Raw genomic sequence first — 15,285 nt, forward strand, 5'->3', positions numbered from 1 at the left:
GAAAGACTGTTGCAAGAAAAAAGGGAATCTAAACACGAAAGATTCTTATTGTGATCCTGTTTGCAAGGTTTTGTAAAGAATATATGCGTAACGGCAAAGCAATGGCCACCCTTCCCTGAAGGGAGCCGGTCTCATTCAGATCTGTCCAGCTGCATGATTTCCGGCCGCCGCACATAGAGCAGCAGCAAGCCAGGCAGAGCGATCACGACCGTAAGGGCGAAGAAGCCAGGCCATCCCACCGACTCGACCAGCACCGGCGTAAGCGGGCCAGCCAGATAAGTGCGGCCGATGGCAGACAGGGCGGACAGCAGCGCGAACTGCGTCGCCGAAAAATCGCGCCGGCACAATGCCATGAGCAATGCCACGAAAGCCGCAGTGCCCAATCCGCCACATAGATTTTCAATTGCCACAACCAGCGCCATGGAATACAGGTGCGCGGGCGTGACAGCCAGCACCCAATAGCCAAAATTGGATATCGCCTGCAGCACGCCGAACAGCATCAACGAGCGATACAAGCCCAAGCGGGCCATAATGGAGCCACCAGCCAGGGCACCGGCGATAGTCGCGGCCAGACCGAAGATCTTATTGATGGAGCCCACTTCTGTGGCGCTGAAACCCGCGCCGCGCAACAGAAAGGTCGTGGACAGGGCGCCTGCAAATGCATCTCCCAGCTTGTACAGGACAATGAGCACCAGGATGGACCATGCGCCACGGCGACTGAAGAACTCTGACAGCGGCTCGACAACGGCCATGACCAGCGAGGCCGGCGTTTTTGCGGCGACTTCAGGCTCCGGCGCCAACACAGTGGCCACAGAGCATAAGGCCATGAAGGCGCCCATCAGATAATACGTATTGTGCCAGCCCAGCCAGCGATCGGCGATTACCAGCGCCAGGCCGCCCGAGACTATCATGGCCAGCCGATAGCCCAGCACCTTGACCGCCGCGCCTGCCGCGCGCTCTTCGTGTCGCAGAACGTCGGTGCTGTAGGCGTCGAAGGCGATATCCTGCGTGGCCGACAGAAATGCCACCAGAACAGCCAGCGCCGCCAGCAAACCAAGGTGCGCAGATGGAGATAGAGTGCCCATGGCAGCCACGGAAAGCGCCAGCAGTATCTGCGTGAGAAACACCCAGCCACGCCGTCGGCCAAGCCACGGAGGCGCGTACCGGTCCACCAGCGGCGCCCACAGGAACTTGAGCGTATAGGCCGTGCCAACCAGCGTCAGAAAGCCGATGTTCTGCAGCGAGACGCCGTCGAGCGTCGCCCATGCCTGCAGTGTGCCGCTTGTCAGCGCAAGCGGCAGGCCGCTCGCAAAGCCCAGCAGCAGCAAAGGGAATACGCGCGGGCTGGCATAGACACCGGACAGGCGGACGATGGTCAGGACTCCTTGAAGAGAGGCGACTCGAAACGGTAGACGGCCAGCGTACTACGCCAACCTGGCAGCACCTTGATCTCACGATTGCCGTTGAAAGTGGCCATTTGCGTTACCCGCAACTCAAGCGACGCCGCTAGATCCTGGAAGTCCTTGAGTGTACACAGATGAATATTGGGTGTGTCGAACCACTGATAGGGCATTTCGCCCGTGACGGGCATGCGTCCGCGCAGGATGGACCAGCCATGGGGCCAGTGGCCGAAATTGGGAAAGGACACTATGCCATAGCGCGCCACACGCGCCATCTCGCGCAGAATATGTTCGGTGTGATGCATAGACTGCAGCGTGCGCGACAGCACAACCGTATCGAACTGCTGATTATCGAAAAGCGCCAGGCCCTCTTCGAGGTTCTGCTGTATTACCTGCACGCCCCGCCGGACCGAGGCAATGACCGATTCATCATTGAGCTCCACACCCGCGCCAACCACATTCTTGCTGTTTTGCAGATAAGCCAGCAGCGTGCCGTCGCCGCAGCCAAGGTCCAGCACCCTGCTGTTCGGCGCGATCCAGCTTGCAATGCGAACAAGGTCGGCACGCACATGGCGCGGGGCAACAGTAGCTTGGTTCACGCCAGCACTCCTGTGGTACGCCGACGTTCCGGCAGCCCCAACCCCGCGGCGATCCGATCATAATACCCCTGCACCACCGCGTGGTACCGCGCATCATCCAGCAGAAATGCATCGTGGCCGTGCGGCGCATTGATTTCCGCGTAGGTCACCGGGCGCTTGTTCTTGAGCAGAGCCTGCACGATCTCGCGGGAGCGCTCCGGTGGGAAACGCCAGTCGGTCGTGAAGGAAACCAGCAGGAAGTCCGCTTGGGCCGGCTGCAGTGCGCTCGCCAGATCGCCACCGCAATTGCGGCTGGGATCGAAATAGTCGAGTGCTCTCGTAATAAGCAGATACGTGTTGGCGTCAAAATAAGTGGAAAACTTTTCGCCCTGATAGCGCAGATAGGACTCGACCTCGAACTCGACATCGTAGCCATAGTGGAAGGCGCCATTGTCGCCAGGCGCACGCTGGGCGCGGCCAAACTTGGATGCCATGTCCTCGTCAGACAAATAGGTGATGTGCCCCACCATGCGCGCCACGGACAAGCCGTGGCGCGGCACCGTTCCGTGCGCGTAATAGTCGCCACCGTGAAAATCGGGATCACTGATGATGGAGCGGCGCGCGACTTCATTGAACCCGATATTTTGCGCGGATAGACGCGGCGTGCTGGCAATGACGACACAATGGCCAATGCGCTCGGGACAGGTAATAGCCCAGCTCAATGCCTGCATGCCACCCAGGGAGCCGCCCATGACGGCGGCGAATTTTTCAATTCCGAAATGATCCGCCAGACGAACCTGTGCCTGCACCCAATCCTCGACCGTGAGCATGGGAAACGATGCGCCCCATGGTTTCCCGGTAGCCGGATTGATGCTTGCAGGTCCTGTGGATCCGAAGCAGGAACCCAGATTGTTGACGCCGATCACGAAGTATCTATCTGTATCGACAGCCTTGCCCGGACCAACCATGTTGTCCCACCAGCCGATATCTTTTGGGTTGTCGGCGGCGATGCCCGCCACGTGGTGCGATGCATTCAGCGCATGGCAGACCAGCACCGCATTGTTGCGCCGCTCGTTGAGGTGCCCGTATGTTTCCACCGCCAGTTCGTAATGAGGCAGCACCTGTCCGCTGGCCAGATGCAAAGGCTCGCTGAAAGGGATGATCTGGGGGGAGACGATGCCAACGGAGCCGTTGGCATCCGGGCCGGAGGACGCGCCAGCAACGGGAACAGGAATGGGCGTTGCGGTGATAGTAGATATTTCGGCCATATGGACCTCTTTAGCTGGATTTATGAGGCGCCCGCAAGCAGATCAAGCAAATCGGCGCTCTACGTAACAATAGGCTGTCTGCAGCCCGAAAAACGGTAGTTTATCACTGTGCGGCCCGCGAGCGCTTCGCCACCCTACAAGCCGAGGGGATATCCCCTCCTGCGGGCCCATGGCCCCTGCCCGCTCAGTTAGTGCAAATTTGTCATTGGTAATGATTCCTATTTACGTTATTGTTTGTTACATTTAAATACGTAATGCAAACAATGGAGTCGGTCGCGTGAATTATCGAAACAAGCCGCTCACCGCCCGAGAGCTGACATGCCTGCAATGGGCGTCAACGGGCAAGACAAGCTGGGAAACCGGGGTGATTCTCGGCCTCACCGAGCGCACAGTCAATTTTCATATTCACAATGCCTGCCGCAAGCTGGGCGTGCACAGCCGCCAGGCCGCCATTACCATGGCGTTGACAGCAGGATTGGTGCCGGGCATCAGCGCGCCGGGGTTATCCCGCGCAGAAACTCCTGTGCCGGCGCCGCCGGAAAATCCCGGGTATCAGCCGTAACCAGGCCTTCGACCAACACCCGATCCGTCAGCCACAATGCGGCCTGCAGGCGCACCGGGCCATGCGCCGAACGCCCTTCGATAACAAAGGCCTGGCCATCGTCCGGCAAGGTCGTGGGCGGCGTGTGTCCAAGGTTCTGATACAGCGATGCCAGCACCGCCTGCGTAAAACGCTGGCGCGCGGCCGCATCCTGCCGGAACGCTTCCGGCAGGATGGCGTGGCCAACAGAGAAAAGCACATCATCGACCGCGACGCTGGTCAGCGCAAATACGATGGTGTGCCCCTCGAATTGCATGTCCCGCTTCTGTGTCTTGGGTTTATCGGGAAAATAAGCGGTACCCGCGCCGTCATTCAGTGTGACCTCCCGCCAGTTATAGTCTGGTGAACAGCCGCACAGCACAATGCCAAGCAGGACGACAAGACTTATACGTAACACCCCATACCTCAGTTAAAATCGCCACCAAACCGCAACCAACCCTGAACATGACCTCATGACTCTCAGCAGCGCAGGCCACACAACGCTCGCCCGTAATCTCCCCCTCCTGCGAGGCATATTGCGGGGTATCGAAAAAGAAAGCCTCAGAGTCGATGTCCAGGGCGCGCTTGCACGCACTCCCCACCCGCCGCAACTGGGCGCGGCGCTCACGCACGAGCACATCACCACCGACTATTCCGAGGCATTGCTCGAGCTCATCACCGGTACGCATGATTCTACCGAAAGCCTGCTGCGTGAGCTTACGCGCACCCACCGCTACGTAGCCGCCCAACTCGGCAACGAGCTGCTCTGGAACCAATCCATGCCGGCGCTCCTGCCTTCGGAAGCCGATATTCCCATCGCCTGGTACGGCACATCCAACACCGGAATGCTCAAGCATGTCTACCGGCGGGGCCTGGCCGAACGATACAGCAAGGCCATGCAATGCATCGCCGGCGTGCACTACAACTTTTCAGTACCCGAGGCGCTCTGGGCGCTGCTGGGCATGAAAGGCGACGACACGCAGCGCCGCTCGCGCGGCTACATGGCCCTGATACGCAACTTCTCCCGGTATTCGTGGCTGCTCATGTATCTGTTTGGCGCATCGCCGGCGGTCTCGCGCAGCTTTATGCGCAACGCCTCGCGCCATGCGCTGGAGACACTGGATCCCGACACACTTCATCTGCCATACGCCACCAGCCTGCGCATGAGCGACCTGGGCTACCAGAACAACAAAGCCCAGGCCGAATTACAGCTGTGCTACAACGACCTCGAAACCTTCCTGGCGCGCATGTACACGGCCGTAACCACGCCATGGCCGGCCTACGAGGCCATCGGCACCCATCGCAATGGCGAATGGATACAGCTGAACACCAACATCATCCAAATCGAAAACGAGTACTACTCAAGCATACGGCCAAAGCGCACCACAGGACGCTGCGAACGGCCTATTTCCGCGCTCGCCGAACGCGGTGTGCAATACATCGAAGTCCGTTGCCTGGATATCGACCCCTATTCACCCATCGGCATCAGCACCCAGACAGCGCATTTCATGGATGCCTTCCTGCTCTTCTGCGCCGCGGAAGACAGCGCCTTGTTCCCGGACAACGGCTTCTGCGTCAACAGCCACAGTAATTTCAAGACCGTGGTCAAGGAAGGCCGCAAGCCAGGTCTTGTATTGATTGACGAGGGGCGCTCGATTTCATTGCAGGACTGGGGTATGCAGCTGGTCAATCGCATTGCGGGCTATGCGACGCTGCTCGATAACGCGCTCGGGGAAACAGGTTACGGCGACGCCATCGAAACGCAACGCAAAAAGCTATGCGATTCGGCGCTTACACCCTCGGCGCGATTGCTGGCCGATCTACGAGACAGTGGTCTCAGCCTGCACGACTTCACGCTGCGGCAGAGCCAGGAACACAGCGCCGCGCTGAAGGCTCAGCCTCTCGACCCCGAGACGCAGCGCCAGTACGCCCGCGCCGCCCGGGACTCTATCTCGCAACAGGCAGCGCTCGAAGCAGGCGACACCATCGATTTTGACGGCTATGTCGCGCGCTACAACCAGGCACTGGGCATACCACGGCCATAACGCTGCCTGCGCCCCATGCAGGCAGCACACGAGCGGCCTGCGCGCGGGCTAATCCTGGCTCAGCGGCGTAGCCAAAATACCATTTAGACGGGTAATGACGATCGTCAATTTATGGCTAGATGATTTTACGTATCATTTCGTGACAATCATCAATTCGCCTCTCCTATTTCGCTTTCTCTGCCTTGTCCCGCCATGAAGAAACACCTGCGCCTCGCACTTCCACGCGTAGAACGCCTTCACCCACAATCCGTTCTACCCTACGTGCTGTTCGGCCGCAATGGCAAGCCCAGACGCATGGGCGCCCTGCAACTGCCCCATATTGCCCAAGAAGCCCGCGGCTGCCGGGTACACGCCATACTCCATCCGTCCCATCCCCCACAGCCCGATCAGGCCACGCTGCGCGCCGCCCGCAGCATCCTGTCTGGTGCCGGCCTTCGCCACATCGTGCTGCATCCTCATTGCCGCGCGGGCTGCAGCCAGCCAGAAGCGGCTGAAAAACCTGTTTCATCGTTGTGCAACGATGCCCTCGCTGCGCCTTGCACCGAGCGTATATCCACCGGCCTCAATCGCGACAGGCGGTGGCGCACTGCGGCAGCGTGCGCTACAACGCTCGTGCTTTGCTATGCGGGAAGCAAGGCTTATACCGCTTACATGCACGGCGCACCGAACGCCTCCACAATGAGCGCGCCTGCATGACGGGCCCCATGCAACGATCGGCCGCCTACCGCAGTCCAGGCCCTGCCCGCGGGCACTCGCATACCGCATGCCAACCAGCTACCCAGACCGACCAACAGGCGCTTATCAGCCGGCTGGCCTCGCTGCCGGCTTTCCGCAAGGCCAACCACCACGCCTTGCGCCTGCTCGCCACCGACGCGCGCCTGATACGCTTGAGGGCACGGCAGCATCTATTCCATATGGGTGACACGGCAGCCTATTTTTACCTTGTTCATATGGGCAGCATCGTGCTGTACCGGCCTTGCTACAACGGCGACAACAAGATTTTCCACACCACGATGCCTGGAGACCTGCTGGCCGAAACCACCATGTTTGTCGCACCATGCAAGTATCCTCTATCAGCCCAGGCTTCGCTATGCAGCGCTGTTTATCGCCTGCATCGCGAACACCTGCTCGACGCCGTGCGCGCCTCGCCCGATCTGTGCTACAGCATGCTGGAGGGCATGGCGAGCCGCATCTCCCAGTCGCTGAACCGGATAGATCTGCTTACCATCAGCGGATCGGCCCAACGCATGGTGACCTACTTCCTGAATATCTACATGCGCCAGCGCAGCAAGTCGCTTGTACTCCCGCACAAGCAGAACGTACTCGCCCGCCAGTTGAACATTGCACCCGAAACTTTTTCCCGTCAGCTCAACGCCTTCAAACGAGCGGGCCTGATAGACGGGCGCAACCGAAATCTTGCGCTGCTCGATATCGAAGGGCTGTGCCGGGCAGTCGACCTGCCGCCCCCTCGCTACCCAGCCACGGCAGACGCAAACAACGCCCTTTCCGGGTCATCCTCCATCCCGGGCTACGCCTTCTCCTCGTGCCTAGGTGAAATGTCGATCTAGCAGGCAGGAACGCCGCTTGCTTGCTCTTCGTCAATAAACACCGCGGTGTGCCACCCGGGACACCGCAACACATAGCGGAGGTCATATGCCGGCAAAATCCAAGGCACAGCAACAAGCGGCAGGCATCGCATTTGCGGCCAAAGAAGGCAAGAAAAAGGTCAGTGAACTCAAGGGTCCGTCCAAGTCCATGTACGAGTCCATGAGCAAGAAGGAACTTCACGAGTTCGCCGATACCGAGACCCGCCACAAACCCAAGCACAAATCCGAATCAAGCTGACCATCCCGGCAGCCTGTAACGCCGGACACAGAAGGTGCACGGACGCTGGCGCCTTTAACGCCAGCCGTTTGGAGGAGTTTCACCATGCCCAGAAAAGTAGACATACGCGACTACCAGAACCACGGAGCCAAGCCATTTGAACAGTTGCCGGACGAGGAAGACTATGTCTACCTCTCCTCGCTGAAGAAAAACCCCGGGCAGCGCAAGGGAGGTTTTCATGATCCGGATCTCCCTGCGGGAGAAACCGGCGAATTCAACCGCAGCAAGGCCTACGGACATACCGCGGGATACCCTGAGGGCCACGATGTGGAACGCGAAAACCGGGCCGAGGGTACTGTTCAAAATGCACCGCGCCACAAAGAGGACCATTCAAAGTCTGACACTTGAATAACAAGACCGCGAATAGCGAAATGCGCTCCGCATGCCGCCCGCAACAACGACTTACACGAGAACGATGTGCGTCTCAAGTACGATTTGTTACATTAAACTTGCCGCTATAACAAATACCCTTCAGCAAAAGTCCTATTATCAAGGCATAAAAAGTTAGAACGAATGCATGCTGCAACATGCATCCTCCCTCGTTCCCTGGTTCACTCTTCTTATGCCGCATCTTCTCGTTGTCGACGACATGCCTGCGATCTGTGAGCTGGTTGCCGAAATTGCCATGGGCGAGGGTTATACGGCCGACACAGCAGGCAGCATACGAGAAGCCAAGGAAGCACTGGCCAACAATCCAGATGTTGTACTGCTTGATGTGCAACTGCCGGACGGCGACGGCATGGCCTTCTGGAAAGAGTTCGGCCCCGCACATACACCCGTCATATTCATGTCCGGCAGAGCCACGCTGGAAAGCGCAATCGGCGCGCTACGCGCCGGCGCCGCAGATTACCTGCGCAAACCCATCAGCCTGAACCGTCTGCGCGCGGTACTGACCACGGCCCGCAACAGAAAGGCGGAGTCCGGCAGCCCGCCAACCCACGAATGCTTTGCAAGGCTGAAAGGCACGTCGCGCGCGGTGCAGCTGCTTCGCACCTACATACACAAAGTGGCGCCGACGCACGCCACGGTATTGCTGGTTGGAGAAAGCGGTACGGGCAAGGAAATCGCCGCCGAGGCGATACACCTGGCCAGTCCGCGATACGATCAGGCGTTCGTACCGGTGAACTGCGGCGCCATTTCACCCAATCTCATAGAGAGCGAGCTATTTGGGCACGAGAAAGGCAGCTTCACAGGCGCCGACCGGGATCACAAGGGCTACTTTGACCGCGCACAGGGCGGAACGCTCTTCCTGGACGAGATCACCGAAATGTCGGCGGAGCTGCAAGTAAGACTGTTGCGCGTGCTGGAAACAGGCAGCTTCATGTCTGTCGGCGGGAATCAGGAAATTCAGGCGGATGTTCGCGTGATTGCCGCCACCAACCGCAACCCCGAGCATGCCGTGGCGCAGGGCCTGCTGCGAGAGGATCTATATCATCGGCTCAGCGTATTTCCGCTGGAGCTTCCGCCTTTGCGTGATCGAGACGACGATGTCGTGTTGCTGGCACAGCATTTCCTCGATGAACTCAACGCAGAGCACGGCAGCGACAAGCGGTTTGCACCCAACATAGAAGAAATGCTGCGGCGCTATGCGTGGCCGGGCAATATTCGGGAACTGAGGAACTACGTCTATCGAAGCTATATCCTCGCGGACGATGAAATCCAGGGGGAGTTCAACCCGCTCGAACGCAGTCTTGCCTTCCAAGGCGGTACGGAAATCGCCGTGCCGGTCGGCATACCACTGGCGGATGCAAACCGGCAGATCATTCTGGAAACGCTGAAACAGACCGGCGGTGCCAAAAAGCAGGCGGCGCAGATTCTCGGCATCAGTACCAAGACCTTGTACAAGAAGCTCGACGAGTATGGCTACAGCAACATAGAAACCGAAGCCTGACCGCCCCGCAGGCGGCCTGCAGCCCCGGCGTACAGGCTTTGCCCGACACGGCTAGGCAATACGCCCCAGAAAGCGCGAAATGCGCTCATTATCCTGTTGAGAGAAAAACTGCTCCGGCGTCGTGTCATGCTGTATCCGCCCATCCTCCATGAATACAATGCGGTCGGCGGCCTCCCTGGCAAACCGCACCTCATGCGTGACGACCAACATGGTCATGCCTTCGTTTGCCAACGACCGCATGATGGAAAGCACCTCATCACGCAATTCAGGATCCAGCGCAGAGGTCGGCTCATCGAACAGAATCACCTGTGGCTCCATAGCCAGCCCGCGTGCAATGGCAACCCGCTGCTTCTGGCCGCCCGACAGCCGCACCGGATATTCATCAGCCTTGTGAGCGAGTCCAACCTGCTCCAGCAGGTCCATTGCACGCTTCTTTGCCTGGTTCCTGGGCATATGCTTGACGCTGACCAGGCCTTCCATGACATTCGCGATGGCGGTCATGTGTGCAAAAAGATTGAAGGCCTGGAATACCATGGCGGTTCTGCGCCGAATATTGCGTATCGCCAGTCGTTCCTGCTTTCCCTGCACACGTCCCCCCGTTTCGACGCGAATACCGGCAACCTCAATCGAACCGCCGTCTGGGATTTCCAGAAAATTGAGCGAACGCAGCAACGTGGTCTTGCCCGAACCAGAAGGTCCCATTATCACCACGACCTGGCCCTCATCCACATCCAGATCCACGCCGTGCAGTACCTGATTGGCGCCAAACCGCTTCTCCAGCCCCCGCACGCGTACCGCACACTGATTCTTAATGCTCATAGATATCGCCCCGCAAACCGGCCTTCAAGATAGGTCTGCAATATTGTCAGCATCTGATTGATCACCCAGTAGATCACGCCGACTGTAAGGAACATCTCCATATAGCGAAACGTCGCCGCGCCCACCTGATCCGCCACGCGCGTCAACTCGACCACCGTGACCGTGGAGGCAAGAGAAGTATCCTTGACCAGAGCGATCAGCCGGCTGCCCACCGTGGGAATGGCGATAACCAGGCCCTGAGGCAAAATAATGCGCTTCATCGACACCCAATAGCCCATGCCCATGGACATGGCCGCTTCCCATTGCCCTTTATCCACTGCCAGTATGCCGGCTCGAAAATTCTCGCTGAGATACGAAGCCGAAAACAAAGTCAACGCCGTGATTGCAGATGCAACCGGATCCAGCGCGATACCGATGGTCGGAAGGCCGAAGTAGACCAGCAGCATCTGCACCAGCAAGGGGGTGCCCCGAAATATGGACACATAGCAGAACGCAAATCCACGCAAAACCGGAAACCGTGAAATGCGCGAGAACGCGATCAGCAGCCCGAGTATGGATCCGAGCAGGAACGACACCGCTGACAGCCATATCGTCATCAGTAGCGCACTCTTGAGCATGGGCAGCGCACGCAGGAATAGTTCGATCATGACGCTAGTTCCCCGAAGCCGCCGCGATCTCTGCTTTGGCCTTCTCTATGGATTCGAGCATGGCATAGTCTGCGCCAACAAACTCCTTGCTCAGCTTCTCGATCGTGCCATCCTTCAGCATGCTTTCCAGCCCCTTGTTCACAGCGGCCAACAGCTCCGGCTGGTTCTTGGCCAACCCGGCCGCCGCGAGCTGATAAGTCAGAGGCTGACCCACCTCCTTGGTTGGGACGTTGTTCGCATTGGCGTATTTCATGCCACCGAAATGGGAAATAATCACAGCATCAATGCGCCCTATGGCCAGATCTCGGAATATGAGCGAACCATTGTCATATGTCCGGATATCTGAATTGGTCAAATGCGCTCGCGACCAGCTTTCATTGGACGAGCCAGAAGACACACCGACACGCTTTCCGGCCAGCGTCGCCTGGTCGACAATATCGGTGTCCTTCTTGTGTACGAAAATTCGAAACTGCTCCACGCCATACGGAATCGAAAAGTCAATCTGCTTTTTGCGCTCGGTGGTTGGCGTGAGGTCATTCATCACCAAGTCGTACTTGCTGGTTTTCAGTCCAGACACAAAGTTCTTGTACGTGTCGGCGACAAATTCCACCTTGGCGACGCCCATGCGCTTGGCCAGCTCCTTTGCCACGGCAACGTCATAGCCTGTCGGTTTGTTATCGGCGCCCAACATGCTCCAGGGCGGACTGGTCTGTGTGTTGGCGATCCGGATTACCTGCGTGTTCATGATTCGATCCAGCGAATCGCCCGCGTGTGCGCAGGCGGCAGCCGTCAGGAACAGGGCGCAAAGGCCGGTTTTGAGCATATTTTTTGTTGAAGCTGTCGATGTAAGGCTGTACATATTGGTCGTCTCCTGAAGTTCTACTGTCGTTAAATTGCCGGCCATCCACATACGTTCCGGCCGGACTCAGTCAATCAAGGCCTCGCATGCCGCTCGTACTGCGCAAGCGCATTCGACAGATCATCAATCAGCGGTCCAGTCGGCTCCAGACCAATCGATAATCTGATGATGGGTTGATCCGTCAGAGGGAACGGGCGGTTCTTCTGCAATGTGGCGGGATAGAATGCAGCCAGGCTATGAACGCCTCCCCAGCTTGCTCCAATGGCGAAATGGCGAAGCGAATCAAAAAATGCCGCATAGGCCCGATCGGGCGCCGGCTGCAGAATCAGGGAGAACAGGCATCCTCCCGGCTTGTAGTCGCGTTTCCAGATGGCATGCCCCGCGTCATCAGGTAATGCTGGAAAAAGTACCCTCTGGACCGAAGGCTGACCAGCCAGCCACTGCGCAATCTCAAGGGCATGCCGGCTTTGCGTATCGTAGCGAACCGGCAGCGTTTCCAGGCCACGAAGGACCAGAAAGCAATCTTCCGGGCTGGCTTGCTGGCCGAGTATGCTCTGCGTCTGCCTGAGCGTCTCGTAGTATCCATTGTCATTCATGCTGATTGCGCCCAGCAATACATCCGAGTGGCCGCCAAAAAACTTGGTGGCGGCTTCGACGCACAGATCAGCCCCAGCTTCCAGCGGCTTGAATGCGAGCGGGCTCGCCCAAGTATTGTCCACCATGGTCATGATGGACTGTTTGCGCGCCAATGCCACAATGGCGCGAATATCGGGCATTTCCATGGTTACCGTGCCAGGCGCCTCCAGGCAGATCATGCGCGTATTGGGCCTGAACAGGCGGGCGATATCTTTCCCCGCATCTGGCGCGTACAGTTCAACTTCTACACCAAATTCACGCAGCCATTGCTGCGCAAAGGTTTGCAGGGCGCCATAGCTGGCAGCGGACACAAGCAGATGGTCGCCTCCCCGCACAAAACCCATTACGGCGGTGCACAGCGCGGATTGCCCCGACGGCGTGACAATACAGTGTTTCCCTCCCTCCAGGTTTGCGATCGCGCGCTCCAGCCTGCGCGCCGTCGGCGTGCCTGTAATGCCGTAGCTATATCCGTCAGGCTGGCGCTGTTTTCGGTTGACGAAATCATCCAAGGAATCGAATACCACGGTCGATGCCCTGAATACGCCAGGCGAAAGGCTGTTGAATTGTTCACCGAAATCGCTTCTCGAGTCGTTCATGCGTGCTTCCTTTTGTTGTTGGAAAAATTACAGCACGCGCCTTCCTATTTGGTCTAATGACAATAAACACCTACTCTATTCTTCCAGGTTATAGTATTCATTCGGGTTATTGCCCAGCCGAAAGCGGGCAGACAAAGTCATCAGCGGGGATTCATCGTGAACCAACGACAACTGGAAGTGTTTCACGCCATCATGCTCCACCGCACGGCATCGCGCGCGGCCGAGGTGCTGTTCATGTCCCAGCCCGCAGTCAGCAAAACCATTCAGCAACTCGAACGATCCATCGGTTTTGCGCTCTTCGATCGCGTCAAGGGACGCATGGTGCCCACTTCCGAGGGCCAGCTTTTTCACGAGGAAGTAGCACGCTCCTTCGCCGGAATCACCCAGCTTCGACAAACGGCTGCACGCATACGCGATTTCGGCTCAGGGAAACTGCGCATCGCAGGTCTGTCCGCATTGAGCACAAGCATCGTTCCACTGGCCCTCAAAGACTTTCAGCAGCGCCATCCTAATGTGGCCATCACCTACTTAACCCGGCTGTCGTCCGAAGTGCGCGACCTTGTCGCCGCAGGCCAGTTCGACCTTGGCCTTGCCGCTGACGAGGTCGACACAACCGGTGTGGACGCGGTGCCGTTCTGCCGGTACAAGGCTGTCATCGCCGTTCCTCCCGGGCATCCACTCGCCAAGGTATCGCGTGTCGCCCCCAAGGACCTTCACGGTGTTTCATTCATTGCGCTGTCGCCGGAAGACACGACCCGGCAGGAAGCGGATGCCATCCTGCGCGCGAAGAAAGTCGAGCCGCGCATTGTGCTGGAAACACCGTTTTCTTCAAATGTCTGCGCCATGGTGCTTGCGGGTCTCGGATGCGGCATGGTGAATCCCGCGACCGCAGGCCCTTTTGTTGCGAGCGGCCTGCTGCTCAAACCCTTTGACGCCAATGTGCATTTCCGCGCACTGATGCTGTTTCCCACCAACCGCCCGCAATCGCGCATCGTGCAGGACTGCGTCCAGGCATTTCACAAGGTGCTGCAAACGCGGGATATCTTCAGACCAGACCCGGCATCGGTGTGATCAGTCAATGACTCAAAATTTCGCGCAGCCGGGCCGCCGCGTCCTCGTCTATCTTGCCCGCGCCGAGCGCAACCTCGACACCATGCAGGCAGATGCACCGATAGAGGTCTATCGTGCCATCGCCCAAGTCGGAAAGCGCCTGGACATGGCGTCTTATGGTGCCCGCATCGCCGCGGGACACGGGTCCCGGCATGCCCTGCGCCGCGCCCGATGTTTCAATGGAGGCAAGTGTGCCATACGCCAAAGGCAGCAAGGCTCGCAGCGCATCTTCTTCCGTGCCTCCCCAAGACTGCCAGATCCGCACAGCCTGCGCGAACAGAACATTGACATGTTGCGATGCATAACCGGCCGCCGCGTGATAGCGGGCGCGCGCGCCGTGAGGAAGCCGGTATGCGGTGCAATCAAGCACCTGTGCAAGTTCGCCCAATAACTCGTCAAGAACCGGATCACGCGCCTCTATCGTGATGACGCAGCCCGGCAACGTCCGCATGGCTGCACGAGGGTCGACGAACGCCTGCATGGGATGAAAACCGCCGATCAGCGCGCCTTCGCTGGCCGCCTTGGCCAGAACCGACACTTCGGTAGCGCCACTGCAGTGCACGACACCCATCTCCGGGCGCCATGAGAGCGCGTCGGCGGTTTGCGCTATGGCGCCGTCGGGCGTGGTAATGAAAACCAGATCACAGCAATCGGCAACGCCCTGGGCATCGAGCACCGCGGCATCACGGACACCACCGGCCAGCTTCTCAGCATTTCGCGCGCTGCGGCTGGCGACAGCATGCACCGAACAGCCGCGGCCATCCAGCATCCAGGCCAGCGCCGTGGCAAGCCGGCCGGCGCCGATGAAACCCATCTTCAACCGCGCAATTGCGTCCGGACTGCCCGTAAACTGCTTCAGTGATATGTCCACATTACCCCTCCGATCAAGCGCAGCTTCCGACGTGGAATGCCAGCGCAACGCATGCCGCAAGGCCATTATGCATCACGGATTCCTCCCATTCTCTGCGGCGC

General features: G+C 58.7%; 17 protein-coding genes. 8 read left to right on the plus strand and 9 right to left on the minus strand.

The features are described 5' to 3' along the window. Nucleotides 1-131 precede the first annotated feature (131 nt). Genes ERD78_RS05010 through metX form a run of 3 tightly spaced genes read right to left on the minus strand, consistent with a single transcriptional unit; the run spans nt 132 to nt 3,246 of the window. Entirely contained in the window at nt 132-1,379 is a 1,248-nt protein-coding gene (locus tag ERD78_RS05010; RefSeq protein WP_425331531.1) for a muropeptide transporter, read from the minus strand. Beyond that, nucleotides 1,376-1,999 (minus strand): methionine biosynthesis protein MetW, encoded by a 624-nt coding sequence (gene metW, locus ERD78_RS05015; RefSeq protein WP_129968125.1) that lies wholly within the window; start codon nt 1,997-1,999, stop codon nt 1,376-1,378. Before metW ends, ERD78_RS05010 begins: the two co-directional genes overlap by 4 nt. Further along, complete coding sequence (gene metX / locus ERD78_RS05020; protein WP_129968126.1) at nt 1,996-3,246, minus strand: homoserine O-succinyltransferase MetX; 1,251 nt, start codon at nt 3,244-3,246, stop codon at nt 1,996-1,998. The genes metW and metX overlap by 4 nt, the downstream gene beginning before the upstream one ends. A 277-nt stretch (nt 3,247-3,523) precedes the next feature. On the opposite strand from metX, the gene ERD78_RS05025 reads away from it, so the two are divergent. Continuing rightward, the gene (locus ERD78_RS05025) at nt 3,524-3,808 is read left to right on the plus strand and encodes a helix-turn-helix domain-containing protein (protein ID WP_129968127.1); all 285 of its coding nucleotides are present in this window, start codon (nt 3,524-3,526) and stop codon (nt 3,806-3,808) included. Here the strand turns inward: ERD78_RS05025 and ERD78_RS05030 are convergent. Then, a complete protein-coding gene (locus tag ERD78_RS05030) occupies nt 3,735-4,244 on the minus strand; it encodes a hypothetical protein (RefSeq protein ID WP_129968128.1) in 510 nt (169 codons plus the stop codon). The genes ERD78_RS05025 and ERD78_RS05030 overlap by 74 nt on opposite strands. Before the next feature lie 55 nt (nt 4,245-4,299). On the opposite strand from ERD78_RS05030, the gene gshA reads away from it, so the two are divergent. The 6 genes from gshA to ERD78_RS05060 all read left to right on the plus strand — a co-directional run bounded on the left by gshA (nt 4,300) and on the right by ERD78_RS05060 (nt 9,646). Further along, a complete protein-coding gene (gene gshA / locus ERD78_RS05035; RefSeq protein WP_129968129.1) occupies nt 4,300-5,871 on the plus strand; it encodes a glutamate--cysteine ligase in 1,572 nt (523 codons plus the stop codon). 192 nt (nt 5,872-6,063) lie between these two features. After that, the gene (locus ERD78_RS05040) at nt 6,064-6,567 is read left to right on the plus strand and encodes a hypothetical protein (RefSeq protein ID WP_129968130.1); all 504 of its coding nucleotides are present in this window, start codon (nt 6,064-6,066) and stop codon (nt 6,565-6,567) included. An 8-nt stretch (nt 6,568-6,575) separates the two neighbouring features. Next, nucleotides 6,576-7,439 carry a Crp/Fnr family transcriptional regulator gene (locus ERD78_RS05045; RefSeq protein WP_167668843.1) on the plus strand — a complete coding sequence of 288 codons (864 nt, stop codon included), beginning with the start codon at nt 6,576-6,578 and terminating at the stop codon, nt 7,437-7,439. Between the two features lie 85 nt (nt 7,440-7,524). Further along, nucleotides 7,525-7,716: a DUF3008 family protein gene (locus ERD78_RS05050; RefSeq protein ID WP_129968132.1), complete on the plus strand. Its 192-nt coding sequence runs from the start codon at nt 7,525-7,527 to the stop codon at nt 7,714-7,716. Nucleotides 7,717-7,800: 84 nt separating this feature from the next. Further along, nucleotides 7,801-8,103 (plus strand): hypothetical protein, encoded by a 303-nt coding sequence (locus ERD78_RS05055; protein ID WP_129968133.1) that lies wholly within the window; start codon nt 7,801-7,803, stop codon nt 8,101-8,103. Nucleotides 8,104-8,272: 169 nt separating this feature from the next. Continuing rightward, entirely contained in the window at nt 8,273-9,646 is a 1,374-nt protein-coding gene (locus ERD78_RS05060; RefSeq protein ID WP_245152331.1) for a sigma-54-dependent transcriptional regulator, read from the plus strand. A gap of 51 nt (nt 9,647-9,697) precedes the next feature. Here the strand turns inward: ERD78_RS05060 and ERD78_RS05065 are convergent, their stop codons facing one another. The 4 genes from ERD78_RS05065 to ERD78_RS05080 all read right to left on the minus strand — a co-directional run bounded on the left by ERD78_RS05065 (nt 9,698) and on the right by ERD78_RS05080 (nt 13,203). Continuing rightward, nucleotides 9,698-10,465 carry an amino acid ABC transporter ATP-binding protein gene (locus ERD78_RS05065; RefSeq protein WP_129968134.1) on the minus strand — a complete coding sequence of 256 codons (768 nt, stop codon included), beginning with the start codon at nt 10,463-10,465 and terminating at the stop codon, nt 9,698-9,700. Next, nucleotides 10,462-11,112: an amino acid ABC transporter permease gene (locus ERD78_RS05070; RefSeq protein WP_129968135.1), complete on the minus strand. Its 651-nt coding sequence runs from the start codon at nt 11,110-11,112 to the stop codon at nt 10,462-10,464. Before ERD78_RS05070 ends, ERD78_RS05065 begins: the two co-directional genes overlap by 4 nt. A 4-nt stretch (nt 11,113-11,116) precedes the next feature. Continuing rightward, nucleotides 11,117-11,857, minus strand: coding sequence for a transporter substrate-binding domain-containing protein (locus ERD78_RS05075; RefSeq protein ID WP_245152332.1), 741 nt, complete (start codon nt 11,855-11,857; stop codon nt 11,117-11,119). A gap of 188 nt (nt 11,858-12,045) precedes the next feature. Then, nucleotides 12,046-13,203, minus strand: coding sequence for a trans-sulfuration enzyme family protein (locus ERD78_RS05080; RefSeq protein WP_129968137.1), 1,158 nt, complete (start codon nt 13,201-13,203; stop codon nt 12,046-12,048). A 156-nt stretch (nt 13,204-13,359) separates the two neighbouring features. Here ERD78_RS05080 and ERD78_RS05085 point away from each other — a divergent pair, with 156 nt between their 5' ends. Continuing rightward, the gene (locus tag ERD78_RS05085) at nt 13,360-14,274 is read left to right on the plus strand and encodes a LysR substrate-binding domain-containing protein (protein ID WP_129968138.1); all 915 of its coding nucleotides are present in this window, start codon (nt 13,360-13,362) and stop codon (nt 14,272-14,274) included. A 4-nt stretch (nt 14,275-14,278) separates the two neighbouring features. Here ERD78_RS05085 and ERD78_RS05090 read toward each other — a convergent pair whose 3' ends face one another. Then, on the minus strand, nt 14,279-15,184 hold the full coding sequence (locus ERD78_RS05090) for a Rossmann-like and DUF2520 domain-containing protein (RefSeq protein ID WP_167668844.1): 906 nt from the start codon (nt 15,182-15,184) through the stop codon (nt 14,279-14,281). Between the last annotated feature and the right edge of the window lie 101 nt (nt 15,185-15,285).

Source organism: Allopusillimonas soli (assembly GCF_004153445.1).
In the GTDB taxonomy this organism is placed as follows: Bacteria; Pseudomonadota; Gammaproteobacteria; order Burkholderiales; family Burkholderiaceae_B; genus Allopusillimonas; species Allopusillimonas soli.

Coding starts and splice junctions, on each gene's coding strand:
- metX (WP_129968126.1), bottom strand. CDS start 3,246: ATGGCCGAAATATCTACTATCACCGCAACGCCCATTCCTGTTCCCGTT.
- gshA (WP_129968129.1), top strand. CDS start 4,300: ATGACTCTCAGCAGCGCAGGCCACACAACGCTCGCCCGTAATCTCCCC.
- ERD78_RS05040 (WP_129968130.1), top strand. CDS start 6,064: ATGAAGAAACACCTGCGCCTCGCACTTCCACGCGTAGAACGCCTTCAC.
- ERD78_RS05045 (WP_167668843.1), top strand. CDS start 6,576: ATGCAACGATCGGCCGCCTACCGCAGTCCAGGCCCTGCCCGCGGGCAC.
- ERD78_RS05050 (WP_129968132.1), top strand. CDS start 7,525: ATGCCGGCAAAATCCAAGGCACAGCAACAAGCGGCAGGCATCGCATTT.
- ERD78_RS05055 (WP_129968133.1), top strand. CDS start 7,801: ATGCCCAGAAAAGTAGACATACGCGACTACCAGAACCACGGAGCCAAG.
- ERD78_RS05060 (WP_245152331.1), top strand. CDS start 8,273: ATGCTGCAACATGCATCCTCCCTCGTTCCCTGGTTCACTCTTCTTATG.
- ERD78_RS05065 (WP_129968134.1), bottom strand. CDS start 10,465: ATGAGCATTAAGAATCAGTGTGCGGTACGCGTGCGGGGGCTGGAGAAG.
- ERD78_RS05070 (WP_129968135.1), bottom strand. CDS start 11,112: ATGATCGAACTATTCCTGCGTGCGCTGCCCATGCTCAAGAGTGCGCTA.
- ERD78_RS05075 (WP_245152332.1), bottom strand. CDS start 11,857: ATGAACACGCAGGTAATCCGGATCGCCAACACACAGACCAGTCCGCCC.
- ERD78_RS05080 (WP_129968137.1), bottom strand. CDS start 13,203: ATGAACGACTCGAGAAGCGATTTCGGTGAACAATTCAACAGCCTTTCG.